At 49.2% G+C, this 25,743-nt stretch carries 25 protein-coding genes; 16 read left to right on the top strand and 9 right to left on the bottom strand.

The window, feature by feature from the left end:
* Nucleotides 1-118 precede the first annotated feature (118 nt).
* The 10 genes from N7E60_RS15850 (at nucleotide 119) to N7E60_RS15895 (ending at nucleotide 9,331) form a co-directional block, all read left to right on the top strand.
* On the top strand, nucleotides 119-292 hold the full coding sequence (locus N7E60_RS15850; protein WP_167315127.1) for a hypothetical protein: 174 nt from the start codon (nucleotides 119-121) through the stop codon (nucleotides 290-292).
* Between the two features lie 164 nt (nucleotides 293-456).
* The gene (locus tag N7E60_RS15855; protein WP_269598632.1) at nucleotides 457-741 is read left to right on the top strand and encodes an HlyU family transcriptional regulator; all 285 of its coding nucleotides are present in this window, start codon (nucleotides 457-459) and stop codon (nucleotides 739-741) included.
* A 372-nt stretch (nucleotides 742-1,113) separates the two neighbouring features.
* A complete protein-coding gene (locus N7E60_RS15860; RefSeq protein ID WP_077457732.1) occupies nucleotides 1,114-2,667 on the top strand; it encodes a Re/Si-specific NAD(P)(+) transhydrogenase subunit alpha in 1,554 nt (517 codons plus the stop codon).
* Between the two features lie 9 nt (nucleotides 2,668-2,676).
* Complete coding sequence (gene pntB / locus N7E60_RS15865) at nucleotides 2,677-4,053, top strand: Re/Si-specific NAD(P)(+) transhydrogenase subunit beta (RefSeq protein ID WP_269598633.1); 1,377 nt, start codon at nucleotides 2,677-2,679, stop codon at nucleotides 4,051-4,053.
* Between the two features lie 209 nt (nucleotides 4,054-4,262).
* Nucleotides 4,263-5,669, top strand: coding sequence for an ATP-binding protein (locus N7E60_RS15870; RefSeq protein ID WP_244323568.1), 1,407 nt, complete (start codon nucleotides 4,263-4,265; stop codon nucleotides 5,667-5,669).
* Entirely contained in the window at nucleotides 5,641-6,306 is a 666-nt protein-coding gene (locus N7E60_RS15875; RefSeq protein ID WP_077457738.1) for a response regulator transcription factor, read from the top strand. The genes N7E60_RS15870 and N7E60_RS15875 overlap by 29 nt, the downstream gene beginning before the upstream one ends.
* Complete coding sequence (locus N7E60_RS15880; RefSeq protein ID WP_077457740.1) at nucleotides 6,306-7,196, top strand: DUF2861 family protein; 891 nt, start codon at nucleotides 6,306-6,308, stop codon at nucleotides 7,194-7,196. Before N7E60_RS15875 ends, N7E60_RS15880 begins: the two co-directional genes overlap by 1 nt.
* Before the next feature lie 119 nt (nucleotides 7,197-7,315).
* Nucleotides 7,316-8,449 carry a conjugal transfer protein TraF gene (locus tag N7E60_RS15885; protein ID WP_269598634.1) on the top strand — a complete coding sequence of 378 codons (1,134 nt, stop codon included), beginning with the start codon at nucleotides 7,316-7,318 and terminating at the stop codon, nucleotides 8,447-8,449.
* Between the two features lie 80 nt (nucleotides 8,450-8,529).
* Complete coding sequence (locus N7E60_RS15890) at nucleotides 8,530-8,688, top strand: YoaH family protein (RefSeq protein ID WP_077457744.1); 159 nt, start codon at nucleotides 8,530-8,532, stop codon at nucleotides 8,686-8,688.
* Between the two features lie 88 nt (nucleotides 8,689-8,776).
* A complete protein-coding gene (locus tag N7E60_RS15895) occupies nucleotides 8,777-9,331 on the top strand; it encodes an HD domain-containing protein (protein ID WP_269598635.1) in 555 nt (184 codons plus the stop codon).
* Here the strand turns inward: N7E60_RS15895 and nadE are convergent.
* A complete protein-coding gene (nadE, locus tag N7E60_RS15900; protein WP_269598636.1) occupies nucleotides 9,313-10,152 on the bottom strand; it encodes an ammonia-dependent NAD(+) synthetase in 840 nt (279 codons plus the stop codon). The genes N7E60_RS15895 and nadE overlap by 19 nt on opposite strands.
* A gap of 207 nt (nucleotides 10,153-10,359) precedes the next feature.
* Here nadE and N7E60_RS15905 point away from each other — a divergent pair, with 207 nt between their 5' ends.
* Nucleotides 10,360-10,884, top strand: a complete 525-nt coding sequence (locus N7E60_RS15905; RefSeq protein ID WP_269598637.1) for a nicotinate-nicotinamide nucleotide adenylyltransferase — start codon at nucleotides 10,360-10,362, stop codon at nucleotides 10,882-10,884.
* Here the strand turns inward: N7E60_RS15905 and N7E60_RS15910 are convergent.
* Entirely contained in the window at nucleotides 10,881-11,549 is a 669-nt protein-coding gene (locus N7E60_RS15910) for a hypothetical protein (protein WP_269598638.1), read from the bottom strand. The two genes, N7E60_RS15905 and N7E60_RS15910, sit on opposite strands and share 4 nt — an antisense overlap.
* Before the next feature lie 195 nt (nucleotides 11,550-11,744).
* On the opposite strand from N7E60_RS15910, the gene N7E60_RS15915 reads away from it, so the two are divergent.
* A complete protein-coding gene (locus tag N7E60_RS15915) occupies nucleotides 11,745-12,887 on the top strand; it encodes a 1-acyl-sn-glycerol-3-phosphate acyltransferase (RefSeq protein ID WP_077457772.1) in 1,143 nt (380 codons plus the stop codon).
* Nucleotides 12,888-12,898: 11 nt separating this feature from the next.
* On the opposite strand, the gene N7E60_RS15920 is transcribed toward N7E60_RS15915, so the two are convergent.
* Nucleotides 12,899-13,828: a LysR family transcriptional regulator gene (locus N7E60_RS15920; RefSeq protein ID WP_077457754.1), complete on the bottom strand. Its 930-nt coding sequence runs from the start codon at nucleotides 13,826-13,828 to the stop codon at nucleotides 12,899-12,901.
* Between the two features lie 467 nt (nucleotides 13,829-14,295).
* Here N7E60_RS15920 and chrA point away from each other — a divergent pair, with 467 nt between their 5' ends.
* Nucleotides 14,296-15,441 (top strand): chromate efflux transporter, encoded by a 1,146-nt coding sequence (gene chrA / locus N7E60_RS15925; protein ID WP_269598639.1) that lies wholly within the window; start codon nucleotides 14,296-14,298, stop codon nucleotides 15,439-15,441.
* A gap of 220 nt (nucleotides 15,442-15,661) precedes the next feature.
* Here the strand turns inward: chrA and N7E60_RS15930 are convergent, their stop codons facing one another.
* Nucleotides 15,662-16,696 carry a Gfo/Idh/MocA family oxidoreductase gene (locus tag N7E60_RS15930; RefSeq protein WP_269598640.1) on the bottom strand — a complete coding sequence of 345 codons (1,035 nt, stop codon included), beginning with the start codon at nucleotides 16,694-16,696 and terminating at the stop codon, nucleotides 15,662-15,664.
* Nucleotides 16,697-17,240: 544 nt separating this feature from the next.
* Here N7E60_RS15930 and N7E60_RS15935 point away from each other — a divergent pair.
* Nucleotides 17,241-18,125 (top strand): TPR end-of-group domain-containing protein, encoded by an 885-nt coding sequence (locus tag N7E60_RS15935; RefSeq protein WP_077457438.1) that lies wholly within the window; start codon nucleotides 17,241-17,243, stop codon nucleotides 18,123-18,125.
* A 54-nt stretch (nucleotides 18,126-18,179) separates the two neighbouring features.
* On the opposite strand, the gene yciH is transcribed toward N7E60_RS15935, so the two are convergent.
* Both yciH and N7E60_RS15945 read right to left on the bottom strand, forming a co-directional pair.
* Nucleotides 18,180-18,503: a stress response translation initiation inhibitor YciH gene (gene yciH / locus N7E60_RS15940; RefSeq protein ID WP_069586466.1), complete on the bottom strand. Its 324-nt coding sequence runs from the start codon at nucleotides 18,501-18,503 to the stop codon at nucleotides 18,180-18,182.
* A gap of 102 nt (nucleotides 18,504-18,605) precedes the next feature.
* Nucleotides 18,606-18,968 (bottom strand): DUF3319 domain-containing protein, encoded by a 363-nt coding sequence (locus tag N7E60_RS15945; RefSeq protein WP_077457440.1) that lies wholly within the window; start codon nucleotides 18,966-18,968, stop codon nucleotides 18,606-18,608.
* A gap of 214 nt (nucleotides 18,969-19,182) precedes the next feature.
* Between N7E60_RS15945 and N7E60_RS15950 the strand changes: the two genes are divergently transcribed.
* Nucleotides 19,183-20,136: a tyrosine-type recombinase/integrase gene (locus tag N7E60_RS15950; protein ID WP_269598641.1), complete on the top strand. Its 954-nt coding sequence runs from the start codon at nucleotides 19,183-19,185 to the stop codon at nucleotides 20,134-20,136.
* Between the two features lie 3 nt (nucleotides 20,137-20,139).
* Here the strand turns inward: N7E60_RS15950 and N7E60_RS15955 are convergent, their stop codons facing one another.
* Together N7E60_RS15955 and N7E60_RS15960 are read right to left on the bottom strand one after the other, a co-directional pair.
* Complete coding sequence (locus N7E60_RS15955) at nucleotides 20,140-21,144, bottom strand: D-alanine--D-alanine ligase (protein ID WP_269599024.1); 1,005 nt, start codon at nucleotides 21,142-21,144, stop codon at nucleotides 20,140-20,142.
* 226 nt (nucleotides 21,145-21,370) lie between these two features.
* Complete coding sequence (locus N7E60_RS15960; RefSeq protein ID WP_069586462.1) at nucleotides 21,371-21,853, bottom strand: SPOR domain-containing protein; 483 nt, start codon at nucleotides 21,851-21,853, stop codon at nucleotides 21,371-21,373.
* 268 nt (nucleotides 21,854-22,121) lie between these two features.
* Here N7E60_RS15960 and N7E60_RS15965 point away from each other — a divergent pair, with 268 nt between their 5' ends.
* A complete protein-coding gene (locus N7E60_RS15965) occupies nucleotides 22,122-24,821 on the top strand; it encodes a bifunctional acetate--CoA ligase family protein/GNAT family N-acetyltransferase (protein ID WP_269598642.1) in 2,700 nt (899 codons plus the stop codon).
* A gap of 4 nt (nucleotides 24,822-24,825) precedes the next feature.
* Here the strand turns inward: N7E60_RS15965 and N7E60_RS15970 are convergent, their stop codons facing one another.
* Nucleotides 24,826-25,737 (bottom strand): LysR family transcriptional regulator, encoded by a 912-nt coding sequence (locus tag N7E60_RS15970; RefSeq protein ID WP_077457448.1) that lies wholly within the window; start codon nucleotides 25,735-25,737, stop codon nucleotides 24,826-24,828.
* Nucleotides 25,738-25,743 lie beyond the last annotated feature (6 nt).

Raw genomic sequence — 25,743 nt, forward strand, 5'->3', positions numbered from 1 at the left:
ATAGCCGTGTTTCGGATAAATAAAACTAATGGCTAGGTTGAATTATCATCAGTGTAGAATCTAAGTCACTGTTTCTATAATGCGCCGCGAGTGATTCAGAAAACAAAGCGAGGATCGTATGACAACTGTTACGGCAAACATGCCACGCACACGTCGATCTTACGCGGTGACAATCAAAGGACTGATCGCTCATGCCATGGATGTGTTGTTCACCAGCAACACCAATGCACATGCTTATGATGCAAGCCGTTTACCCGCACATTTGCAACGTGACATTGGCATAAACCGATAAGATGACCTGATAAAAATAAAGCGCCATATCATAACGATATGGCGTTTTTTTTGTTCTATCGCGACGGTTAACGTAAAGAAACTGGTGTGCGACTAGTACTTTGGCTTGGATCATGGCAGGTTAGCTATTGACGCTAAACGTATTTTAATGGAGCGACAAACACAATGGGATGGTTTTCTAAGTTATTCTCACGAAACGATGCCTCTTGCAAGGCATCAGCCCCAACAGTGCCCCCGACTGAGTACAAAGGCTATCTAATTTATCCCGAAGCAACGCCAGAAAACGGGCAGTACCGAGTGTGTGGGCGAATTTGCAAGCAGCAGGGACAAGAAACGCTCACGCATCAGTTTATTCGCTCAGATTTATTGGGGAATCAGGAAGATGCCAACAGTTTGATGCTAGTCAAAGCCAAAATGATGATTGACCAGAATGGCGATCGCCTATTTTGACCTTACTACTGGCATGGGCTTCTGCGTCATACCAAAACTAATGCATAAATATTCGAAACAAAAAAAGATAAAATGTAGTACTGATCACATTTACACCAGAATTGCGATTCTTGCCCTGTGGTGATTGTCGCTCAAACTCGTTAAGTTAGTGATGTTGCGTTGCTAAGCATCGGACGCTGACAACAGACTGCACCCACGTCGCACGTGCCTTATGTGGTGCTTGCGGCGTTATTTTTTATCGATTTTTCGCAGTCTTTATGGGTTTTATCAAGGTATGCCTTTTTTTGTCAGTATTATGCCTACAGGTGCTTGATATTTGACCTGTGGTTCGTTACAAAAAATTTCTCATAAGCCAATAGTCAGGGAATAGCTATGCAGATTGGTGTTCCAAAAGAAAGGCTCGTTAATGAAACGAGAGTTGCTGCGACACCAAAGTCGGTGGAGCAGTTGATAAAACTCGGCTTTGAAGTAGCAGTTGAAAAAGGCGCTGGGGAGCTAGCGAGTTTTGAAGATACTGCCTTTGAGCAAGCCGGGGCGAGTATTGTCGATACCGAAGCCGTTTGGCAATCGGATGTCATTTTTAAAGTGAATGCACCGGGTGTGGTTGAAGAAACCGGTCAAGACGAAATTGCGCTCATTAAAGAAGGAGCGACGCTAGTCAGCTTTATTTGGCCAGCGCAAAATGAAGACTTGTTGACGCGTTTGGCGGCTCGCAAAATCAATGTGATGGCGATGGATGCGGTGCCAAGGATCTCTCGTGCACAATCGCTGGATGCGCTAAGTTCGATGGCCAACATTGCCGGTTATCGCGCGGTGGTCGAAGCTGCGCATGAGTTTGGCCGTTTCTTCACCGGACAAATCACTGCAGCAGGTAAAGTGCCACCCGCGAAAGTCTTTGTTGCGGGCGCTGGCGTGGCCGGGCTTGCCGCCATTGGTGCCGCAGGTAGCTTGGGGGCGATTGTCCGTGCGTTTGATGTACGCCCTGAAGTGAAAGAACAAGTCGAAAGTATGGGCGCCGAGTTTTTAGAGGCTGACTTTAAACAAGACAATGCAGACAGTGGCGACGGTTATGCCAAAGAAATGTCTGATGAGTTTAATAAAGCTGCCGAAAAACTCTACGCTGAACAAGCGCAAGATGTCGATATTATTATCACGACCGCGCTCATCCCCGGCAAACCTGCCCCGAAACTGGTGACCAAAGAGATGGTCGACAGTATGAAACCGGGTAGCGTGATTGTTGATTTGGCCGCTGCAAACGGCGGCAACTGCGAATACACGGAAAAGGATAAAGTGATCACAACACCCAACGGGGTGAAAGTGATTGGCTACACCGATATGGTAGGCCGCTTACCGACGCAGTCATCACAACTGTATGCCACCAACTTGGTTAACCTCACTAAACTTCTTTGCAAAGAGAAAGATGGCAATATCGCCATTGACTTTGAGGATGTGGTGATCCGTGGCGTGACCGTCATCAAAGAAGGTGAAGTTACATGGCCTGCGCCACCGATTCAGGTCTCGGCGCAACCTAAAGCAGCACCCAAAGCCGAGCCGACGCCAAAAGCCGAGCCTAAGAAAACCTCTCGTGCAACCAAATATGGTTTAATGGCCGCGGCCGCTGGGGCATTTGGTTGGATTGCGAACTATGCGCCGAGCGAGTTTCTTTCCCACTTCACTGTGTTTGTTTTGGCCTGTGTGGTCGGCTACTACGTGGTCTGGAATGTCACTCACGCACTGCATACACCATTGATGTCGGTGACCAATGCGATTTCCGGGATTATTATTGTGGGCGCATTACTGCAAGTCGGACAAGGCATTGGGTTTGTCACCTTCCTCGCATTCATAGCCGTGTTGATCGCGAGTATCAATATATTTGGCGGCTTTACTGTTACAAAGCGCATGCTTGAAATGTTCCGTAAAGGATAAGGAGAAACAATGTCTGAAGGATTGGTACAAGCTGCGTACATTGTATCGGCGTTGTGTTTTATTCTGAGTTTGGCTGGGCTGTCCAAGCAAGAATCAGCGCGGGCCGGCAACTATTACGGTATTACCGGGATGGCGATCGCGTTAGTCGCGACGATTTGGGGGCCTGAAGTACAGGGCGTTGGCTGGATTATTCTTGCTATGGTCATTGGTGGTGTGATTGGTATTTATTATGCCAAGCGTGTTGAAATGACCGAAATGCCTGAGCTGGTGGCTATGCTACATAGTTTTGTGGGTCTGGCTGCGGTATTAGTGGGCTTTAATACCTATATTGATCATCCACCATTGACCGGTGCGATGCTTAATATCCACTTGGTTGAGATTTTCCTCGGTGTATTTATCGGCGCGATTACCTTCACCGGTTCCATTGTCGCTTTTGGTAAACTGCGTGGTGTGATTTCTTCCAAAGCATTGATGTTGCCACACCGTCACAAGTTGAATCTAGCCGCGGTTGTCGTCTCCTTCTTGTTGCTGATTAGCTTTGTGAATGCGGGAGGGTCAACGGCAGCACTGTTGATTGTGACCGTGATTGCGTTAGCGTTCGGTTATCACCTTGTGGCCTCGATTGGTGGTGCAGACATGCCGGTTGTGGTGTCGATGCTTAACTCCTACTCAGGCTGGGCGGCTGCTGCCGCAGGCTTTATGCTGGCAAACGATCTGCTGATCGTGACGGGTGCGCTGGTAGGTTCGTCGGGTGCGATTCTGTCGTATATCATGTGTAAAGCCATGAACCGTTCGTTTATCAGTGTGATTGCGGGTGGGTTTGGCTCTGATGGCACGGCGTCATCCGGTGACGAAGATATGGGCGAGTACCGCGAAGTGACCGCCGAAGATGTTGCTGAGATGCTGAAAGACTCAAAAAGCGTCATTATCACTCCAGGCTACGGCATGGCGGTTGCTCAGGCGCAGTATCCCGTCTATGAAGTGACCGAGAAGCTTCGCGGGATGGGTATTGACGTACGTTTTGGTATTCACCCTGTCGCGGGCCGTTTGCCTGGCCACATGAACGTATTGTTAGCCGAAGCGAAAGTCCCTTATGACATCGTGTTGGAAATGGATGAAATCAACGATGATTTCCCGGAAACGGACACTGTCTTGGTGATTGGCGCGAACGATACGGTTAACCCTGCCGCGACCGAAGACCCGTCAAGCCCGATTGCAGGTATGCCAGTGCTTGAAGTGTGGAATGCACGCAACGTGGTGGTATTTAAGCGTTCTATGAATACCGGCTATGCTGGGGTGCAAAACCCGCTGTTCTTTAAAGAGAACAGTGCGATGTTGTTTGGTGATGCGAAACAAAGCGTTGAGGCAATATTTAAAGCGCTTTGATTGGCAAAAAGCATCAATATAGGTATAAAGAGTCAGCGAAGGCTGGCTCTTTTTTTTGGCGAGAGGGGTCACGTTGGCTTGCGGTGTCATCGTTACCGATTGCTTTCATCGTGTGTAATAGGCCGAACTTACATTGCACTGACATTTTATTTACGTTGGGTGATAAGCTTGCAACTATGCGAATCCTGCTGTTAATGACTCTGGCGCTTATGGCGCTGCCAACGAGTGCTGCAAGCTCTTTCTCTGAACAAATGACAGCGTTCAGAGCACAGCTATTGCTTGCCGATCCGGTGGCGCGATATAACCTCATTGGCATTAACCGCGCCTTCCCCAAGGTCTTACTCAGTCCCGACAGTTTATTGCCGCAAACCGCTAATTACCCGCTTAAGGATATTCGTCGCTTGTACCAAGCCGCACAAAAGTGCCAAGGGCCGTGGCCTGTACACCCCAAAGTGACTGAGCCTTTAGTGTTCACGCGAGCCATGTGTAATCATACCCAGTTGCCGGTTGCTTGGTTTTCCCGTTCAGGGTTTATCCATCCTGGAGGAGGCAGTTATGCGGCGAAATATGTCGAACAATTTCCGTCTCGGCGCAGTGAGCTGACCCGTTTTTTTCATATTCAAGAACGGCCAACGGCACAGCCGGATACTTTGTTGGGGCGGTTACAGCGTATGGATACTGCTGCTGTTGAAGCGCTGAATAGTGGTGCGAAATCGTTACTCAGTAGTGATGAAATGTGGGTTCGTGTCGGTAGCTATTATCACTTGTACCCTTCGACACAATGGCAGCCATTATTAGCAGAGTTTGATTTGCGTTTGTCCGCGATGGGCGAGCAAGATTTTTGTTTGGCGCGCGTGGGAAACATTTGTTGGAATGAAGAAAAAGCGCCGACGTATTGGCCCTATTTAGTCGGTGCCTTGATTGTTATCAACCTTGCGGCGCTCGGAGGTTGGGCATTTAACCGTTGGACGGTTCAGCGCCGGTTGATGCAAGAGCGGATGCTGGTGCTACAGATCCTCACCCACGAACTGCGTACGCCGATTGCCAGCCTCTCAATGACTGTAGAAGGGTTTAGGCGCAAGTTTGATACCTTGCCTGAGTCATTTTATGACGAGTTTCGGCGCTTGTGTGAGGATGCACGTCGCTTAAAGCAGTTAGCGGAAGCGAGCAAAGACTATTTACAATCGAACCAAAAACCGTTGAATAAAGAGACGATCCCTTCACTAAAAGAATGGTTGGGTTACATCTGTGACGAGCACAATGTCACTATGTATGTCTCGCAAGATGGCGCCGTCAGTGCCAATGTGTATTGGCTAGCAACCTCATTGAACAATTTGATCGCTAATGCGGTCAAATACGGTGTGGCACCGGTTGAAGTGCGCGCACAGGTATTGTCAGATCGTTTTACGATCGCGATTCAGGATCAGGGCGACCTGACTGCCAAGGACTGGAAACATATTCGTAAACCCTTTGTTAGTCAAAGTGGCTTAGGCCTCGGACTAACTATCGTGGAATCTATGATTGAGCGGATGGGGGGTAAGCTAAGCTTATCGGGCCCGCCCACTACATTTACTTTGGAGATTCATTGTGACGCAAGCGACGTTACTTCTGGTTGAAGATGATGCCAACTTGGCTGATGGCCTACTTGCCAGTTTAGAGCAGGCCGGTTACCGCTGTTTATACGCCGATAGCGCGACAAAAGTGGCAGAGCTATGGCGTGATGCAGACTTGGTGATCCTCGATCGCCAGTTACCCGAAGGCGACTCAATTGATTGGTTGCCTGACTGGAACAAGCTCAAAACGGTGCCTGTGATTTTGCTGACCGCGATGGTCTCCGTGCGTGACCGTGTCGGCGGCCTTGACTCTGGCGCCACTGACTACATCACCAAACCTTTTGCTGAAGCAGAATTGCTGGCACGTATTCGTGTTCACCTGCGCAACCCTGTTGGTGAAGTCGATGCATCCAGTGATGAAATTGTTGTCAACGATGTGCGCATTGATACTGCAAGTCGCGCAGTAATGTGTGGCGAACAAGAAGTGGTACTGACACGAACTGAGTTTGATTTGCTCCACTTTCTAGCTAAAAATGCGGGACGAGTGTTCACACGGGATGAGCTACTGGATCAGGTTTGGGGCTACAACCATTACCCGACCACGCGCACGGTCGACACGCACATTTTGCAACTTCGCCAAAAGCTGCCCTCAGTCAATATTGAGACATTGCGTGGCGTTGGCTATCGCATGAAAGCATAATGCGTTTACGGCTCACGCACGGTTTATTCGCTGCTGCCTTGATAGCAGGTGGTACCCAAGCGGCTTGGTTTGATGGCAATGATGCCTTGACCAGCGCCCATCAACGCCTGCTGGAAGGGAACACAGCAGGCAGTATGGATGCCATGATTGAAGCCTGGCAGCAGCCAAATCTATCCGCTTCGCGTCAGCAACACTTGGCGCAGCTGCTTGCGTTGGCGATAACCGAAGATTGCGGGCGGAGCTTGAGTCAGCAGACGATGCCAGATTGGCTGAGCAATTTATCCCTGCGCCGTGAAACGGTGCAGACGACCAGCCGTGTCTATTATCGCTTGCAAGTTCGTGGGGAATCTCAGCCCGGTATCGCCCGTTTTTCGCTTAAACATTGGCCTGATGAAACCATTATTTCGCAGCGTTTGAGTGGTCAAAACCAACACCAGTGGTTGCTAGAGCAAGATGGCCTTTCCGAACCAATGAAAGAAGGGCTCTATCAGCTTGAGGTGACGTCAGTGGAAGGAGAAACATGGACCAGCTGGTTATTGATGACTCAGCCTCAACCTTTACAAAAAATCAGTTGGAAAGACACGCGAAGTTGGCGGATAGCCCCGCCTGACAGCTTAGACTCCACCTGTCAGCGCCCGTTTCTCACGCTCAACCTCTATCCCCACAATCAGCCAGATGGTGCACCGATATGGTCGGTCGAAAAGCACAAACGCCTGCCCACGACGTTGCCAGTGCTGGATGTACCGAACGGCCAGTATTGGTTTAGTGTGGCGCTGATTGAAAGACGCTGGCAAGGTGCGTTGTCTGTTGAGGAAGTACAGCGAATTGGTCGGGCGATTGATTTACCGGATTTGGATCCGGATGCGCTTCGCGCAATAAAGCCCGACTGACCAAGGTGTTACACGGCTTAAACCTGACATTGTTCACATCTTTTGACCTTACTTGATCGCGCTGATCGCCAAGCCGCTACGCTCTTTAGATAAAACGAAGAGGAAAGCGAGGCAACCTAATGCACGATAAAAAACACCTACTTGTGCTTGCACTTGCAGCATGCTCAGGGTCTGCAGTGGCAGCGACCAATCCTACCGATGCGCGAACAAATGCGATGGGTGGCGCTGCAGTTGCGGCTGGCGACTACTTATCTGCGGGATTTCACAACCCTGCCTTGGCGGCACTTGACCCTGACAGCGCATTTGGGGTGGTTTTCCCTTATTTGGGCGCAGAAGTGCGTGACCCAGATGAGCTCTTGGATAATTTAGACGATATCTCTGATGCTTACGATAACAACGACCTAACGGCTGCGCAGCAAGCAATGCGAAATGCGCAGGGCGATCAGGCGCACTTGGATGCGGGGGTCGGTGCAGCTGTGGGGATCCCAACTGGTTCTATCTCTGCGACACTCTTTACCTCAGGAATCATCGAAGGTGCAGTCTTACCGGATATTAAAGACAGCGATATTACCACACCGTCGATTAACCCCAGTTCGACCGCGACCATCGTTGCCGTGGGGGTGGGTGAGCTGGGTGTTGCGCTTGCATCAAACGTGGAAATTGCCGGTCAACGTATCGCGGTGGGTGTCTCCCCAAAATTGCAACGCATCACAACCTACAACTATGGCGTCTCGGTTGATTCTTATGACACCGATGACTGGGATGATAGCCGTTACCGTGAAGAAGATAACGGCTTTAACATTGATGTTGGGGCAGTGTGGCAGACTGGTCCTTATCGCGTCGGCTTGGCCGGTAAAAACCTGATCAGTAACGATGTGGACACAGTGACAAGTAGTACAACGGGTCACAGCTTTACCTATGAGGTAGGGCCACAGTTTACGCTTGGCTCGGCGTTTGTCTCCGACTTTGTCACCATTGCCGGCGATATCGACTTAAACAAGAGCAAAGGGTTTAAAGGCACGCTGAATATTGACGATGATACCCAGTTTTTCCGGATCGGGGCTGAATTTGATGCCTTTGGCCATGCCCAATTACGCACTGGTTATCGCGCGGATATGAAAGATAACGTTGAAGACGCATTTACTCTGGGTCTAGGCTTGTCACCCTTTGGGGTGGTCAACGTGGATATCGCGGCGAGTATCATTGATAGCAACAGCTATGGGGGCTCAGCCCAACTCGCATTTACTTTCTAAGCTCGCGGTGACGAAAAGTCGATGACAACGCAAAAGGCAGGCCCTAAAATAGCCTGCCTTTCTAATAGATGAGCGTATTTATGTTCGACGGTATTACATTGACGCATGATGAGCAGCAACAGGCTGCAGAGCGTATTCACGCTTTGATGGCACAGGGCATGAGTAGTGGTGAAGCCATCATGAAAGTCGCGGCAGAGATCAGAGCACAAGCAGCGGCGGCTTCAGCGTCTGAAGAGTAAGAAAAAGCAGCAGAATATGCTGCTTTTTTATTTACAATTCACCGGATCCCTGATTTATTTAATAGTAGAGAGGTCAAGGGAGTCGGAGATGAGTCACGCGGTCGAACAAGCAAGAGAGTGGGCAAGAGTCAGGCATGCGCTGCAACGATATGGTGCGCAGCCTTATCGCTGCCATCTCGATCATGTAGAGCGTATTGCTGCACCATATGGTGAAGACGCACGTATTGTCGCTCAGTTGCATGATATTCTTGAAGACACCGCCACGCGTGTCGAAGAGATCGCCGAACGCTTTGGACCAACGATAGCGCGAGCGGTTATGCTGGTGACCGATCCGCGCAAACCGACCCGACATGAGAGAAAGCGGGCACTCAACCAGCGTTTGATCGCACTGGATCCTAGCGATGACGCCGCATGGCTTGCCCTGATTGTTAAAACCTGTGACCGTCTTGCCAATGTGATCGCAAGCAGTGAACACAGTCCACCGCGTTTTCAGCAATACCAACGAGAGCATGGCGGCTTTCGGCTGGCCGTATACCGACCTGGTCTATGTGATAATTTATGGACGGAGTTGGATGAGCTAATTGATGCCGGCCAGCAAGCCGACCGGCATCCCGATCACCAACTTCATGCTTCGATATCGTAGACAGTCGGAATAGGTTGACGTTTGTGCTGGGTGGCTTGATAGACCTGAATGATCTTCTCTTTAACCGCATCATCGACGGGCTTGCCTTCTAAGAAGTTATCAATTTGCTCATAGGTCAGCTGAAGCGCGTCTTCATCAGCTTTTTGCGGTGACAACTCCTCCAAATCCGCGGTCGGGATTTTATTGACCAATACCTCTGGCGCACCCAGTGCCGCAGCCAATTGGCGCACTTGTCGCTTGCTTAATCCAAATAGAGGAGCAAGGTCGCAGGCACCATCACCGTACTTGGTATAGAAACCAGTAATGTTTTCCGCAGAATGATCGGTCCCAATCACTAATCCCTGAGTTAGTCCAGCAATCTCGTATTGAGCGACCATGCGAGCGCGTGCTTTGACGTTACCTTTGACGAAATCAAGGGTGCCTTCGTTATCGGGTAACAGATCTACCGCCGCGACGGCATCTAATACCGCACTGTGCGTGCCATCAACACCGGGTTTGACATTGACCGTGACCGTCTTGCTTGGCTTGATAAAAGATAATGCCAATTGCGCTTCGTCTTCATCTTTTTGCACACCATAGGGCAAACGCACCGCGATAAATTGATAGTGATTGCCGCCGATCTCTTCGTTCAATTGCTCAACGGCTAGCTGGGCTAATCGACCACAAGTTGAAGAATCAACGCCCCCGCTAATACCTAATACCAGGCTGCGTGTTCCCGAGCGGGTGAGCATGGTCTTAATGAAGTGAATGCGGCGTGTAATTTCTGCTTGTGGATCGATAGAAGGTTGAACGCGCATTTCTTCGCGGATGTGTTGTTCCATGTTGTGTTCCTCTTGATTTCGCTTGCATGCGACCGACGTGATGATTCTTATTGGGTTTATTGTGCATGATCTCGTAAAGCTTGGGTATAGCTACGCCAAGATTAACCGTTATCACTGGTTATGAGATGGCCAATAACGTCGATCCGCTTCGCCGATGGTCGCGCAATCAGGCAGATACATGTAAACTTCGTGGCAAAGAGGAATGATATGACTGAAAAAATTGCCATTTTTGGCAGCGCGTTTAATCCGCCCACATGCGGGCATGCTTCTGTTATCGAACAGTTGACGCATTTTGATCGTGTACTGCTGGTACCAAGTTATAAGCATGCGTGGGGAAAATCGATGGCCTCGTTTGAACAGCGTTGCCAATGGGTTGATGCCTTTATTCACGATTTGAACATGCCGCAGGCCACCTGCTGTCGCCTTGAAGCAGAGCTGGGTAAAAACGGTGACGCTGTCACAACTTATATGTTGCTGACCGCGCTGCAGGCACACTATTGCCACGCCGATCTGACTTTCGTCGTCGGGCCAGATAACTTATTAAAATTCGGCCAATTTGCGCACAGTGAGCAAATCCTGGCGCGTTGGTCCGTGCTAGGAATGCCAGAATCCGTCAATGTACGCAGTACGTATATCCGCGATCGGCTGGCAAAAGGGCTGTCAGTCGACGACTTGACGACCCCCAGTGTTGCCAAGCAACTCAGCGATACAGCATTCTCGCTCTCTGATTAAGCGAGTACAGCGTGATATTCGTCGGATAGCGCAAGGGCGGCATCGTAAGATAGCCCGAGCGACGTTGCTGCAGCTTCCAGCTTGTTGCCGGATTTAAGCTGCGCCCTCAGATGGCGGACGGTGAGGTACTCGCACAACGCTGAATAGGTAAGCTGAGTGCAGGCCTGGAAGGTAAAATGCGCGTTGTCACCTTCGAGAGACCGTCCAGCATTCGCTTGATCAACACAGGCCGCTACACATTGATAGCTAGCGTCGTTTGCGATTGCGGGTGATAGCGTCACTAGCAGATCGAGCAGTACCCTATGCAGGCGACGCGTTGCCGGTGTGTTTTGGTTCGCACCGGATAACGGCTCAAGTGCTGTGAGTCCGGCATGTAATAATGTGCTAGGTATCACGTGGCCCGCAGACTGAGGAAGTGACATCGTCACTCTAGGCGATACCGTTAGCTGATGCAGGCTGGTGTGTGGCGTGATCATCAGTGCGTATAGACAATCAAACGGGAGCCAAAAGCCTTGGCCAGCGTACACGGGAATATCGTGTTTACCGAGACGAACGAGAACTAAACCGATTTCTACGTATAAGAAAGTGGCGGTATGGCGACGCTTTCGCGGGGTAAGCACGAGGCGATCTTGGTGATAGGCGGTGTATTCGCTGGTGTACTTCATGTCTGGCTCTCATTTTTATAAGCCGGCAATGTTGAGCACTTTTAAACAAGAGGTCAAGCCCCAATATGATTGAGGGAACTCATGAGTACAGCATAGGTCTGACCTCCAACCTCTATAAAATGTCGCTGGATTAACTTTGAATCCTTGTTTGACCGCGTAGAATGGCGCGGTTTTTATCAAATGAAACGGAAAAACGTGCAAACAGTTAACGATCCTTACCAAGACATCCGCCCTTATCATGATGATGAGGTACCTGCAGCGATTCATCGCTTGATCCAAGACGATGAATTTATCAATGCGATCTTATCCTATCGTTATCCTCATGCTTCGGGCCCGCTAGGGTGGTTACTTAAGCCCGCACTTAAACTTTACCTCACCCAAAAGTGGCGCAACATTAAAACTGTACAAGACGTACAGCTGCATGTCGCGAGTTACATGCGCAAGATGATCAAAACATCATGTGACAACGTCACTGTTTCGGGGGTCGAGCATCTTTCGCCGGATAAAGCGTATCTCTTTGTCTCTAACCATCGTGATATTGCGATGGATCCCGCGCTGGTCAATTGGTGTTTGCATCAGCAAGGCTTAGATACAGTACGTATCGCGATTGGTGATAATCTATTGCGAAAACCCTGTGCGACCGAGCTGATGAAGTTAAATAAGAGCTTTATCGTCAAACGCTCCGCAAGAGCGCCGCGTGAAATGATGAAATCGCTCTCTCAGCTGTCGGCGTACATACGCCATTCATTAGATGAAGGCCAGTCTATCTGGATTGCTCAGCGTGAAGGGCGTGCAAAAACAGGATTAGACATGACCGATCCTGCCATCCTCAAGATGTTCTACATGGAAGGGCGCAAAAACAAGCAATCCTTTGATGAGTACATGCAGGCCCTAAATATCGTGCCGGTGGCCATCTCATATCAAAATGATCCTTGCGACTTAGACAAAGCGACTGAGCTAGATGCCGTCAATCGTTTGGGCGCTTATGAAAAGAGTGAATTTGAAGATATTCAAACCATTGTAAAAGGCATTGTGGGGCAGAAGCGTCAAGTTCATGTCGCCTTCGGTGCGCCCGTGACGGTGTCACAAGCAACACCAGAGACGCTAGCGTCAGATATCGATCGCCAAATTCACTGTTTGTATCGACTTTACCCTGCTAACTATATCGCTGCGGGGGAAGCGCATGACAGTGTTACCGCCGAAGAGCGCGCGCTGTTTGAACAAAAGTTGGCGCAAGCACCCGAGGCAGCACGCGATTATATTCGTCAGATGTACGCGAACCCGGTGATCAATGCGCAACGTGCCGCCAGCGATCAAGCGACGATATCGATAAATTAAGAGTGACAATGTCACTTATTGCTAGCGTGAAGGCGATCCCACACGGGCGGATCGCCCACTTCTTCGAGCATAAAGTCGATAAACTCGCGCACTTTAGGGGCTAAATGTTTGCGGCGAGGATAGACGATATAAATCGGGAGCGCGAGGCAGGGATGCCAGTCTGGTAAGATCTCAACCAGCTCACCTTTTTGAAGTTCATCATCGAGGAGGTAGGTCGCTAAATAGGCAATCCCCATCCCCGCTTTTACAGCTTCAAGCACGGCAGGGGCATTATTGATGTTGTAGCGGCCCGATACGCGAACGACTTGCTCATTGCCTGCTTTATTGAATGGCCATTTATCATAGCTGCGTTCGCGACTTTGATAGGTGATACAATCATGATGCCTCAAATCACTTAATTGACTTGGTGTTCCTTGCCGAGCTAAATAGTCCGGCGAGGCAACCAGTTTAAATTGGCAATCTGCGAGCTTGCGAGCCACCATTCCCTCTGGCGGTTGTTCATGGATCGCGACCCAGCAATCATAGCCTTCTTCAACCAGATTAGGGCGATGATCAAAGAGTGTAATATCGAGATCGAGCGCAGGGTACTTTTGCCGAAATGTGGCAAAACTGCGAGTGATCAGCGTGTTACCAAATGACTGTGCGACACCGATACGCAATTTACCTGTTACTTCGTCACGATAACCTGCCACCATGGCTTCCGCTTCGTCTAGCGTTGCCATAAGTTGCGCACCATAGTCGGCGTATTGTGCGCCGATTTCCGTTAGCGACACAGAGCGCGTATTCCGCTGCACCAATTGCACCCCCAACCTGTCTTCCAAATAACGCACTTGCTTGCTGACTTGAGACTTTGAAATCCCTAACCGTTCTGCTGCGCGGGTGAAGTGTTGTTCTTGAGCCACGGTAGCCAAAACAACAATTTGTTGGAGGTGATCAAGCATTACTTACGCTTCCCTGAAAGTTGATAGCCAGAAGCGTACCACAGTTCAATCCAGCTCGGGAGAGCAGGGCATCATTTAGTGACGCCGTCACGTGATAGTTAAGATACTCAAAGTGGCTATTACACTTATTTCATAAAATGCTCTCAAAACGTGACAACCCACCAACTGCCAAAATCGTTTATCGCTTCAATATTTATATGACCAATAACGGATTCACCTATCGCCTTCCTGTTATCTACAACAAAACAAAATAAATATTTATCAATAATTTGAGTTTATTGTTTGCCAGTATAAACAATGGGTAGTGTGAATTGTAAGCGCTCACTACAACTATTGTAATTTAATTACAGATAGGGAGTTAGTTGGAGTCACTATCAAGTATGTATTAACTCCATTCATTTAATGAATCGATGATATCTGTTTATATTCATGGGCTAACATGGATAGAATTCAGGCTGGAGGTGGACATGATCGAATTACTCAAGCAGTTTTTTATCTTGGGCTGTATGTCATTTGGTGGCCCTGCGGCGCATATCGGTTATTTCGAGCGTGTTTTTGTGAAAGAGAAGCAGTGGCTGAGTGCAGAGACGTTTGCGTCAGGTTTAGCGATCAGCCAGTTTTTGCCGGGACCAGGTAGTAGTCAGCTTGGCATGTATATCGGCTATCAGCGCGCTGGTTATTTGGGGGCATTGGGGGCATTTGTCGCGTTTACGTTGCCTTCTTTCGCGTTATTAACCGCAGCAGCGATGTTTAGCAGCAATGATACGGCGGGTTGGATAAGCACACTGATTAGTGCGGCTAAGTTATTGGCTGTGGTTGTGGTGATTGACGCGACAATATCGATGGGGCGAAAATTCATCCATTCGTTCACTACAGCGGTGATTGCAATTGTCACCACAGTATGGCTACTAGTGTCGCCGTCTGGCGTTGTTTACCAAGTACTCCCCATCTTACTCGCTGGCATGATCGGTGCTATTGGTTTTAAACAAACCAGTGTTCAGGCGGCTTCGATATCGATGGAGCACGCGCAACGGCGCAGCGGGATCATTCTCAGCCTGTTTGGGTTTTTACTCACGGTTCCTTGGCTTTTCAATAGTGTCCTGCCGGTACAAGTATTCAACCTGTTCTACCAAGCGGGAAGTTTTGTATTTGGCGGCGGTCATGTGGTGCTGCCGTTGTTAGAGCCCATTGTGGGTGACGTTGTCACAGACTCTGCATTGATTGAAGGCTACGCCGCCGCACAATTAGTGCCAGGTCCGATGTTTACCATGGCCAGCTACCTTGGCGCGACGGTTGAAGGACTATCGCCAATATGGGGCAGTATTATCGCCACAGTCGCAATCTTTTTACCCGGCGCGTTATTGATGTTTGGTGTATTGCCCGTGTGGGAGGCCGTTAAATCGCCGCCTAGATTGGCGGGGGCCATTATCATGATTAATGCCAGTGTTGTCGGCCTCTTAGCGGCAGCGCTTTATCAACCCGTATGGGTATCGGCGTATAGCCAGTGGGCTGATTTAATCCCGATAGTCGTTGGCTTAGTCGCACTCATTAAATGGCGATTATCGGTTTTTTGGGTACTGTTAATGATGATTGGTTACCAATGGTTCTTTTGATGCCGTCCAGCCCGATATGAGTTCGGGCTTTATTTTACTCACTTAATGCACTATAACTTTATGTGTTAATCACAAATTCAACATACTATCTGGTGGTCAAAGATATCTCAGTAGCCAAGACAACAGGTATCACACCATGCGGTGTTTAGATGTGGTGGGCAGAAAGTGCGGTGCCCCAAGCGGTTATAACTCTTGGGGCGATTGTTAGTGGAGATATCCTTTATAGCGAGTATTGCCATGTCTGGCGACTGCCGGTTTCCGATGCACGTTGAGCAAGTTCAATCGCGTAAATTACCTTAGTCGCTGATTCGGCGCTCACCGGGGAAGGGCGTTGATGTGTGATCGACTCTGCCAGTAAAGTAAAAAGTTGCTGGTATTGGCCAGTATGTAATGGACAAGTCATTTTAGTGACGCTGTCACCTTTCTCTAGTGTTGCTTGATGCGACTGAGTACCAAAGTTTTTGTCCAATATGGACATGGCTGCACGCAGTTGGTCTTCTTGAATATCTAACCCGTCGCAAGAGAAAGTTGCCTTTTCGCCGTGTACCGTAAAGCGCTCTGTGGTACCTGACCGATATGGGCTAGAGTTCAATATCACTTCGCTATCTGGGTAATGCAACGTGAGCTGAAAATAGTCAGTTGTTTGGCAGCCCGGGCGCAAAGCGCGACATTGTGCCGAAATAGCGTTTGGGTCTCCAAGCAGGGTTAGTGCTTGATCAATCAGGTGCGAACCTAAATCGAAAAGAATACCAGCCCCTTCGCCAGGCAGTTCTCGCCAACGTTGCCTTACTTCTGGGCGATAGCGGTTAATGCTTGAATGCATGACTTTAATATCACCAAGCTCATCGTTTTCTATCAGTGATTGGAGAGTCAGAAAGTCGCCATCCCAACGGCGATTATGGTAAGGACAGAGGGTTAGGCCTTTTTCATCCGCCAATTTTGCCAGGGCAAGGCCGTCTTCACTGCGCGTGACAAATGGCTTTTCCACCAGAACATGGCAACCGGCTTCGAGTGATTGGCGTGCGTGCTCATAATGCAGATGATTGGGTGTGGTAATGACGACCAAATCAGGACTTTCATGCTCAAGCAGCGTATTGAGATCTGCGTAGCATGTCGCTTGGGGTAAATGTAGCCTGACGTTCTCGGGCTTACTGGAGACAACGGCCGTAATATCAAACTGCGACATCGCGTTAAGAAAAGGAAGATGGAATGTGTTGGCAGAAAAGCCGAAGCCAACCAATGCGGTTTTAATCATGAGTAAACCCAAAATGGACGGTGTTTGCCTAAACCCTATAGAAAACCTCAAGGATGATCAATTGGCGCGCTCGACAACATCGATTATGCTAGTGCAATCAATACTGAACGTATTAGGGAGACGCGGATGTGTCGTTATTTTAAAAGTGCTCAAGCCGGACACTGTTGAACTATAATACACATCAAGTGCGCATTATCTATCTTATGTTAAATAACATATCCCTCAGATCAAGATCGGCATCAATAAGACAAGCGCCTGCATTCCTCGTCGATACGTTTTGTCCCCTTCACTGTGTTTACGCGACTATTCAACGTAATTGTGTATTTACCATAAAATAGCTAATCACCACTTTCTTTAATCCACTCAGTTCAAATGCTCCGCTTGACCTAAGGTGCTTCAATCTCGCAGTGATAAGCTAAATGATCATCTTTTATGGGTATATTTAGTGTTATCTCAGCAGTTTCCGCCTGTTGACCTTTTTAGGTGCTGCAAGGTTTGCTACAGTTTTGCTAGTTTGTACGCGAACCGTTAAATAAGGGAAAAAATGAGAGCTCAAATAGTGGCTTGGCTGTTAGTCGCATTGACCAGCTTCAGTGTGTCTGCCGAGGATGAAGGCGAAGCCAAACAAGCCCCCGCACAACCTAAGTCGTATGCGGAACAAAGTATTTATGACAAGCCATTGATGGAACGCTATGTTATGGATGAGATTCGTAATCTCAGAACAGACTTCCAGGCTCTTGAAAAGCGTATGGTGGTTGAGATTACCGACCGTGAATTGGACGTGGCGGACAAATCACTTAACTATGCCAATGTCACCGTCACCTACTTTTTCTATTTGATTGCGGGCGCAGCATCATTGATCGCTCTAGTTGGTTGGCAATCGCTGCGTGATATCAAGAACAATACAAAAGAACTCGCTGATCAACAGTTATCGGAAATTGCTGAACAATATGAGCGAAAGTTCCAAGCGCTAGAGCGCGATTTGAAACGTAAAACACGTATCATCGCCGAGAATAACAAAGAAATTGAACGGATTAATGAGATCCATAACCTTTGGTTACGCGCACAGCATTCACAAACGCCAGAACAACGGATGGAAATCTACAATGAGATTTTAAAAATTCGCCCTGGTGATCTAGAAGCCCTCACTCATAAAGCGGATGCCGCGATGGAAATGGGTGAATACCACTGGGCGTTGAGTATTAGTAATCGTGTTTTAGAGGTGGATGACAAAAATGCCAACGCCCTCTTCCAGCGTGCTTGTGCCTATGCGCGTCTTGGTGCGGAAGAGCAAGCGATCTCTGACTTGGAAGTCGCCGTGGCGGAAAGTGCCTCTCTGCGTGAGGCGGCTCGTGAGGAAGCTGATTTTGAATCACTTCACGGTAATGAGCGCTTTGACGTGTTGATTGATCCGGAGAGTAATCCTTAGTCAGCATGCTGTACGACAAATCACTGACAATGGGCAGCATACGCTGCCCGTTTTTTATCCACCGGCGAGTTTGACGGTGTGGCCTTTTTTCTCAAGGTGGGCTTTGATTTGATCGCGTTTATCCCCTTGGATCTCGATAACGCCGTCTTTAATCGCGCCACCACAGCCGCATACCTTTTTAAGCTCGGCGGCGAGTAGTTTTAATGCCGCGTCTTCAAGGTCCAGCCCTGTTACTAAGCTAACGCCCTTCCCTTTGCGCCCTTTTGTTTGGCGCTGAATACGAACGATGCCATCTCCCTTTGGGCGAACTGGCTTTTCCGGTGCCTCTTTGATGCGACCGGTTTCGGTAGAATAAACTAATCGGTTGTTGTCAGACATGGTGTATACGTAATGTGAAAACCTTGGTGAGACTATACCAAAACAAAAAGCGGCTTTGCAGATAAAGCCGCTTATCTTATTGGTTGGTATACATTGCGTGTATTAGGCGCGCAGTTTTTCGCCGTTGCGATCAATATAAAGTTTGAGGGCGGGTAAGGTTCCTTTCATCAGATTTCCCCGAACCATCATGTACCAGCCCTTTTCGTCTTTCTCGGGATCGTCATTCATCAGGCGAAACCCTTTGTACTCTTCAACTTGGCGGGTTTGTTTACGAGCAAGCGCATCAAACTCGGCAGGATCAGTCACCATGCTGGTATCGACCCACCACTCAATCGACTTTTTGACGCCAGTTAAGCTGCCAGACACAACTTTACCGCCTATCCGCGCACGATACACCTCTTGGATATCACCAGAGCCTTCTACTTTCTCAATGGTGTAACCACGGTGAAAAAGGCGTTGGGTCATAGTTTCCTCCTGATGCCGTTCCCACAACAGCAATCATACCTATTATGAGTTACGAACCTATTAAATTTTTAGACTATTATCACGTTGAGTTCGAGGATTTTCACTTATTTTCAGACCTTGACAGACAGGTGAGTATATAAAGTGCGATATGTTTCAAGTTTCACTCTGTGGTTGATGATAATATAGGACTATACAATTAAAGTTATAGTGCATTATGAAAAAGATTAATCCCATTGATAACAATCATTTAAGTGCGAGCATTCAAAAGTTCAATCAGGGCGTACTATCCATTGAAGATTGGGATAGCGTGACAGAATCTCGATATAGTCGAAACTCACTACTGAGCTATCGAAATGACTGGCAAGTTTTTGTTTCTTTTTGCCAAAGCCAACATGTCACGGCGTTACCCTGCGCAGTGACAACGCTGCGTCGATTTGCGGAACTCACCTCCCAACAGCGAAAAGTATCGGCGATTCGCCGAATTATTGTCACTGTAGGCTTGGTGCATCGCTTACACCGTCAGCGAGATCCGAGTAAGCATCGCGAAGTGAAATATGCCATGGCGCGGTTACTTGCCGCGAAACTCCCAGAAGCAAAAGAAGCCGCGCCATTTAGAAAAAGACACCTGTCAGCACTTAGAGAGCATTTCCAATCAAGTAACCGACTACGCGATATTCGTGATCTTTTGATTTGGTCATTGTGTTACGAGGGCTTACTCAAACGCAGTGAACTCGCTGCACTCGCCGCAGAAGATGTTCTTTATGACGGCGAAAAGGCCTATGTGATGATTGGAGAGCAACGGGTTGTGCTCTCTGAACAAACCGCAGTGACGCTCGCCATTTGGCTCAAGTACAGTGGGATCCATCAAGGCCCCCTACTGCGACGAATTAACAAGCATGGCCACTTAGGCGACACGCCGTTAGACCCCTCTTCAATTTATCGCGTTTTTCGCCGCGCCAGTGACGTGTTAGGGGAATCAGTGGTGTTTTCTGGACAATCTCCCCGCGTGGGAGCCAGTAAAGCTCTGGCAAAGCAGGGATTAAGTATCAAGCAAATCCAACATCTGGGCCGTTGGAAAAGTCCGGCTATGCCGGCGCAATATGTCGGCAACCGCGAAGCCAGTGAGCAAGCCAAAGCACGTTACCGACATAAAAAGTCTACAGAGTAGCGCCTAACTCACCCGTTTGCCTGTTGCCTTGCTAATACATTGGGCGAGGTATTCGTGGAAAGGATAACCATGATGTTCTACCAGTTTGGGGAACATCGAAATCGGGGTCATTCCTGGAAAGGTATTGATTTCATTAAGTAAGATTTGGTTATCGTCGCTCAAAAAGAAGTCAATACGAGACAAATCTTTTAAGCGTAGGTGCACAAACGCTTGACGCGCATACTGCTGAATCGCCTCTATTTGTTCATTCGTGAGGTTTGCCGCTTCAATGTGCGTATTGCTGTGACTGCCGTCGCTGTACTTTTCCTCGTAGGTGTAGAAGGTGTCCTCTGGGCAGCTGATTTCGCCCGGTGGGGTGACAATCACATCCTCTCCCATGTGGAATGCAGCGACTTCAAGCTCACGTGGTTTAATCGCTTTCTCGATAAGTACTTGGTCTGAAAACGTAAACGCATCTGCAATTCGCGCGTCTAGCTCATCTTCTTTCGCCACACGGTAGCAGCCCACGCTGGATCCCTGACTTGCCGCTTTTACAAAAACCGCCCCTTGCTCGTCATAAAAAGTACGTGCCCGAGTCAAGCTACTTGGGCTCTGATCGGTTAAAAATACATAAGGTGTGTTCGGAATCCCGAGGGCGTCAAACCATAACTTGGAGGTGATTTTATTAAAGCACACTCGGCTCGCTTCAGGTCCGCAGCCGAGATACGGCAAACCTGTGATTTCTAATAATGATTGAATATCGCCTGTCTCACCGGGAAAGCCGTGAATACAAGGCACCACATAATGGATTTGGGTGTGTTCTACCTTGCTACACAGCATGCCATCGGTATCCAAATGGCAGCGCATGCCATCCGCTAAATGCCAACCTTGATCGGTCATTTCCACTTTATGGACTTTCACTCGCGGCATTTTTGCCAGTTGTGACTCAAGGTACTGAGCCGAAATCAAAGAAATCGCATGTTCAGCACCACCGCCACCACACAGCAAAAGAAGGTTTATTTTACTCATCATTTTCTCACAAGACGTGCCATGCACGTATTTTGCTGACTTTTAAGCCATAGTAGACAATTGTTCGCTAGCTTTCATTATCCAAACAGCTTTTATGTCCGCTTTGATAGCCGATTGCTTGTCAATTATACAAGTGAGTGCGGAACATCAGGCGCTCAACTATGCGTTACCCACCACAAACAAAAAAGCCGGCAAATCGCCGGCCTGTTCAGCAAATGGGCCGCGCTTAGTTAACGCGCACCATTTGTGGGTTGGACGACCGTTTGATATCCGCAATGGAGCGAACAAATGGTCCATATTGGCGCACTGTTTGTGGAAGCGCCTGAATCGCTTGCTTGGCTGCATCTCGGGTTGGGTATTCGCCATAAAGCAAGGTGTACCAAGGCAAACCATCGACCATTTTTTTATTGCTCCAAAGCGGCTGATCGCTGGGTAAGCGTTTAGCGTAATCGCTAAATCCACGATCGTGACTCAGTGCCACAACTTGAATGGTATAGCCCGGCCCTTGTTTCGCGGGTTTTACCGTTTGCTTTTTAGGCGCAGGCTTTGGCTGAGCTTGTGGCATCGGCTCCGCTTTCGCCATCTCTGGCTGTTCGGTCGCACGGGTATCGGTCGACTCAATGGTCTGACTATAAATTTCGGTAGTGACGCCGCCACCGCTGCATCCCGTCAAGAGCGCGGCAACAGCCAATAAGGCCAATTTTTTCATTGCAATTCTGTCAGTTATCCAAGTTTGTGTCATTGTGCCCCCGACCTAACAACCATTCAATAAAAACTTAGGTGGCGGCGTAAGGTTTCGGCTGCAGCTCACAGATGGCCACCCCTGCCTGTTTTTCAGTGTATCGTGTTGAATAAATTCTGCTCCGCACAGATCACATTGCGTTAAAAAAAACCGCTGAATTCAAGCATGAATAGATACACTGGCTGACAATCTGTCCTGTTTCTCGGCTTATCATGCCACGCAAAGGGGGAGCGTTATGTCAGGGATTGATCAGTTACTTAAGCCCAAATCAATCGCGGTTGTTGGAGCCTCAGACCGAGCTAACCGCGCTGGGTATGTGGTGACTCGCAATCTGCAATCGGGGGGATTTCAAGGCCCAATCATGCCCGTCACGCCGAAATATCAAGCGGTTGCGGGGATACTGGCCTACAAAACCATCGAAGCACTGCCATTAGTGCCTGACTTAGCTATCCTGTGTACCCGTGGCGAGTACAATCTTAGCCTCATCGAACAGCTGGGCGAACGTGGCGTCAAGTTAGTGATCGTGCTAGCTGCGGGCATGCGCGGGCAATTTAATGAGCAAGGCGAAAGTCACTTTTCGCGCATGCAGGCCATTGCGGCGCGCTACACCATGCGGGTGCTTGGACCAAACAGTCTGGGGATGATTCTGCCTTGGCTGAATTTGAATGCGTCGTTTGCACCTGTGTCTGCTAATAAAGGAAACATTGCCTTTATTTCTCAATCCGCCGCTGTCTGTACCACGATTTTAGACTGGGCCAAAAATAAGCGAATCGGCTTCTCGACCTTTATTTCACTCGGCGAAGCCTGCGACATCGACTTCCCCGAATTATTGGATTATCTGTGTCGTGACAGTAAAACCGATGCCATTCTGCTCTATGTCGACTCAATCCGTGATGCGAGACGGTTTATTTCCGCTGCTCGCGCCGCGGCACGTAACCGACGTATTTTGGTGCTAAAAAGTGGCCGCACTCGCGGTGGCTCGGTGGCCTTGGAACAACTGAGCCATACCAACATGGGCCTCGATGCCGCCTATGACGCAGCCATTCGTCGCTCGGGGATGCTGCGCGTAAATAACACTCACGAGCTATTTGCCGCAGTCGAAACCTTGTCGCACTCCGTTCCTTTACGTGGCGAGCGTTTGGCCATTATTACCAATGGCGGCGGCCCTGCTGTCATGGCAGTCGATACACTGATGGATTCGGGCGGTAAATTGGCGTCTCTTAGTGAGAAAACTATTGAAGCGTTGAATCAGGTATTACCCGCAAGTTGGTCGCGTACCAACCCGATCGATATCGTGGGCGATGCGGACACACAACGATACCAAGATGCCATTGATATTCTCTTGACGAGTGATGATGCCGATGCACTACTTATCATGCATTCACCCTCCGTCACGGCGCCGGGGCTAGCTACCGCGAAAGCCATTATCGCTGCTCTCAAGGAAAATCCGCGCGCGCGGCGTTTTAATATTCTCACCAACTGGCAAGGCGAAGGCGATGACGCCACCGTTGCTCGACTAGCATTTACCCATGCTGGCTACCCGACCTATCGTACGCCAGAAAGCGCCGTTACCGCCTACATGCATTTGGTAGAGTACCGGCGTAACCAAAAGCAGTTGATGGAAACGCCCACGTCCACCGGACAAACAGACTACGACTTGCCGGCAGTTCGCGCCTTTATCGATCAAGCCGAAGATATTAAGCACCTCACTCTCACCACACATGAAGTCCGTCCTCTTCTTGAAGCGTATGGCTTGCACGTCATGTCCACCTGGCTGGCGAGTGATCCGGTCGAAGCGGCGCAAATTGCCGAGCAAGTGGGCTATCCGGTTGCAGTAAAACTGAGATCGCCAGATATCCAGCATAAATCGGATGTACAAGGCGTGATGCTCAATTTGCGCACAGCCGCTGAAGTGGCGAATGCTTCACAAGCCATTTTGGACCGCGTGTCTATGACGTATCCAAACGCACGCATTCAAGGCTTACTGATTCAATCCATGGCTCCCCGCGCCGGCGCGCAAGAGTTAAGAGTGACAATCACTAATGATCCCGTGTTTGGCACCATTATCTTACTGGGTGAAGGTGGTTCGGACTGGGACGTGACCAAAGATGCTGCGGTGGCGATCCCTCCGCTAAATATGGCGTTAGCACGCTATTTGGTAATTGGCGCGATCAAGTCTGGCAAAATCAAACAGCGCGGCTTCCCCGTTTCCATTGATGTGCCCAGCTTGTGCCGCTTTTTAGTGACACTGTCACAGATGATTATTGATTGCCCTGAAATTGACGAACTGGATATTCACCCACTATTAGTCGCGGGCGACGAGCTCACCGTATTAGACGCCTCCCTACAACTGCGTGATTACGCCGGTAGTCAGCATCAACGTTTGGCGATACGCCCCTATCCTAAAGAACTCGAGCAACAGGTCACCTTAAAAAATGGCGATACATTGCTATTACGTCCGATTCTTCCCGAAGATGAGCCAACCCACAAAGCGTTTGTAGAGCAAGTATCGGAGGAGGATCTTTATCGGCGATTCTTCTCTGACGTGGGTGAACTCAACCATGAGGCCCTGGCCAACCTCACTCAGATTGACTATGACCGAGAAATGGCACTGGTAGCGACCTATACCTCCCCTTCTGGACAAGAAGAAATCTGGGGAGTGGTCCGTTTATTGGCCGATCCTGAAAATACAGAAGCCGAGTTCGCCGTGCTAGTGCGCTCGGATTTAAAAGGCGTTGGCCTTGGCAGTATCTTGATGACTGCGATCATCGATTACGCCAAACAGGCCGGCCTGTCTCGCATTACCGGTATGACGATGCCAGCGAACCGAGGCATGATTGGATTAGCACAAAAGTGCGGTTTTAGTATTGATGTGCAAATGGCAGACGGCGTGGTGGATATGCTGCTGCCACTACATAAAAACCAAGATGCATAACCGACTACGGCGTATCAATCGGAATGTCACCGGCTTGCAAATAGGGCGCAAGCAGCTTAGGGACTTGCCGCACCAACCAAGATTTCGCATTGCCCATACGGTTGCGCTTCCACGCGAGTCCCATCTTTAACTCGAAAGGTGTGCTGCCCTTCAATAGCTTGAGGCGACCCGCTTTCAAGTCATCTTGAATCCAAAACCACGGTAAAGTACCAATCCCCTGACCTGCCAATATCGCTTGATACTTATCATGCATCGAGCTGACGGTTAAACGCGGTTGATCTTCCAAGACATTATAGGTAATCGGCTGCATGCCGCGTGCGGTATCGGCAACCGCGACTCCCCGATAACCAGCCCGAATGTCTGGATCGACAGGTCGCGCTTCTTTATGAATGGGATGGTCAGGCGTGGCAACCCAGTACGCACTCATTTCTCCCAAAGGCTGTACCTTGATCCCTTGAGGAACTGACGCTGGGATCGGCGCAATCAGCACATCTGCTCTATCTTGCGCGAGAGATTCCCAGCACCCGGCAAGAATTTCTTCTGACAGTTTCAAACGCGTGCTGCTTTTATTGGCAAGACGCTCAATGAGCGGGAAAAAGAACGCACTTTTAAACAAACCGTCGTAGGCAAGCCGAATTTCGAGCTCCCACCCATGAGCTAACGACGCCGCATCGGCAATCATCTCATCGGCCGCGTTCAGTAATAAGCGTCCACGCTCTACCAATAAATGGCCGGCGTCGGTAAATGTCGCGCGGTGACCGGACCGATCAAAGATCACTAGTCCAAGCTCATCTTCCAGCTTTTGAACTTGATAGCTCAGTGAGGAAGGGGCTCGATTAAGTGACTCCGCTGCGGCGGCAAAACTGCCTTTTCGCTCAATGGCATCTAAAACCTGTAACGCTTCAAACGACAACATAGTGCT

It is taken from the genome of Salinivibrio proteolyticus (assembly GCF_027286365.1).
GTDB classification, from domain to species: domain Bacteria; phylum Pseudomonadota; class Gammaproteobacteria; order Enterobacterales; family Vibrionaceae; genus Salinivibrio; species Salinivibrio proteolyticus.

Coding starts and splice junctions, on each gene's coding strand:
- N7E60_RS15850 (WP_167315127.1), top strand. CDS start 119: ATGACAACTGTTACGGCAAACATGCCACGCACACGTCGATCTTACGCG.
- N7E60_RS15855 (WP_269598632.1), top strand. CDS start 457: ATGGGATGGTTTTCTAAGTTATTCTCACGAAACGATGCCTCTTGCAAG.
- N7E60_RS15860 (WP_077457732.1), top strand. CDS start 1,114: ATGCAGATTGGTGTTCCAAAAGAAAGGCTCGTTAATGAAACGAGAGTT.
- pntB (WP_269598633.1), top strand. CDS start 2,677: ATGTCTGAAGGATTGGTACAAGCTGCGTACATTGTATCGGCGTTGTGT.
- N7E60_RS15870 (WP_244323568.1), top strand. CDS start 4,263: ATGGCGCTGCCAACGAGTGCTGCAAGCTCTTTCTCTGAACAAATGACA.
- N7E60_RS15880 (WP_077457740.1), top strand. CDS start 6,306: ATGCGTTTACGGCTCACGCACGGTTTATTCGCTGCTGCCTTGATAGCA.
- N7E60_RS15885 (WP_269598634.1), top strand. CDS start 7,316: ATGCACGATAAAAAACACCTACTTGTGCTTGCACTTGCAGCATGCTCA.
- N7E60_RS15890 (WP_077457744.1), top strand. CDS start 8,530: ATGTTCGACGGTATTACATTGACGCATGATGAGCAGCAACAGGCTGCA.
- N7E60_RS15895 (WP_269598635.1), top strand. CDS start 8,777: ATGAGTCACGCGGTCGAACAAGCAAGAGAGTGGGCAAGAGTCAGGCAT.
- nadE (WP_269598636.1), bottom strand. CDS start 10,152: ATGGAACAACACATCCGCGAAGAAATGCGCGTTCAACCTTCTATCGAT.
- N7E60_RS15905 (WP_269598637.1), top strand. CDS start 10,360: ATGACTGAAAAAATTGCCATTTTTGGCAGCGCGTTTAATCCGCCCACA.
- N7E60_RS15910 (WP_269598638.1), bottom strand. CDS start 11,549: ATGAAGTACACCAGCGAATACACCGCCTATCACCAAGATCGCCTCGTG.
- N7E60_RS15920 (WP_077457754.1), bottom strand. CDS start 13,828: ATGCTTGATCACCTCCAACAAATTGTTGTTTTGGCTACCGTGGCTCAA.
- chrA (WP_269598639.1), top strand. CDS start 14,296: ATGATCGAATTACTCAAGCAGTTTTTTATCTTGGGCTGTATGTCATTT.
- N7E60_RS15930 (WP_269598640.1), bottom strand. CDS start 16,696: ATGATTAAAACCGCATTGGTTGGCTTCGGCTTTTCTGCCAACACATTC.
- N7E60_RS15935 (WP_077457438.1), top strand. CDS start 17,241: ATGAGAGCTCAAATAGTGGCTTGGCTGTTAGTCGCATTGACCAGCTTC.
- yciH (WP_069586466.1), bottom strand. CDS start 18,503: ATGTCTGACAACAACCGATTAGTTTATTCTACCGAAACCGGTCGCATC.
- N7E60_RS15945 (WP_077457440.1), bottom strand. CDS start 18,968: ATGACCCAACGCCTTTTTCACCGTGGTTACACCATTGAGAAAGTAGAA.
- N7E60_RS15950 (WP_269598641.1), top strand. CDS start 19,183: ATGAAAAAGATTAATCCCATTGATAACAATCATTTAAGTGCGAGCATT.
- N7E60_RS15955 (WP_269599024.1), bottom strand. CDS start 21,144: ATGAGTAAAATAAACCTTCTTTTGCTGTGTGGTGGCGGTGGTGCTGAA.
- N7E60_RS15960 (WP_069586462.1), bottom strand. CDS start 21,853: ATGAAAAAATTGGCCTTATTGGCTGTTGCCGCGCTCTTGACGGGATGC.
- N7E60_RS15965 (WP_269598642.1), top strand. CDS start 22,122: ATGTCAGGGATTGATCAGTTACTTAAGCCCAAATCAATCGCGGTTGTT.
- N7E60_RS15970 (WP_077457448.1), bottom strand. CDS start 25,737: ATGTTGTCGTTTGAAGCGTTACAGGTTTTAGATGCCATTGAGCGAAAA.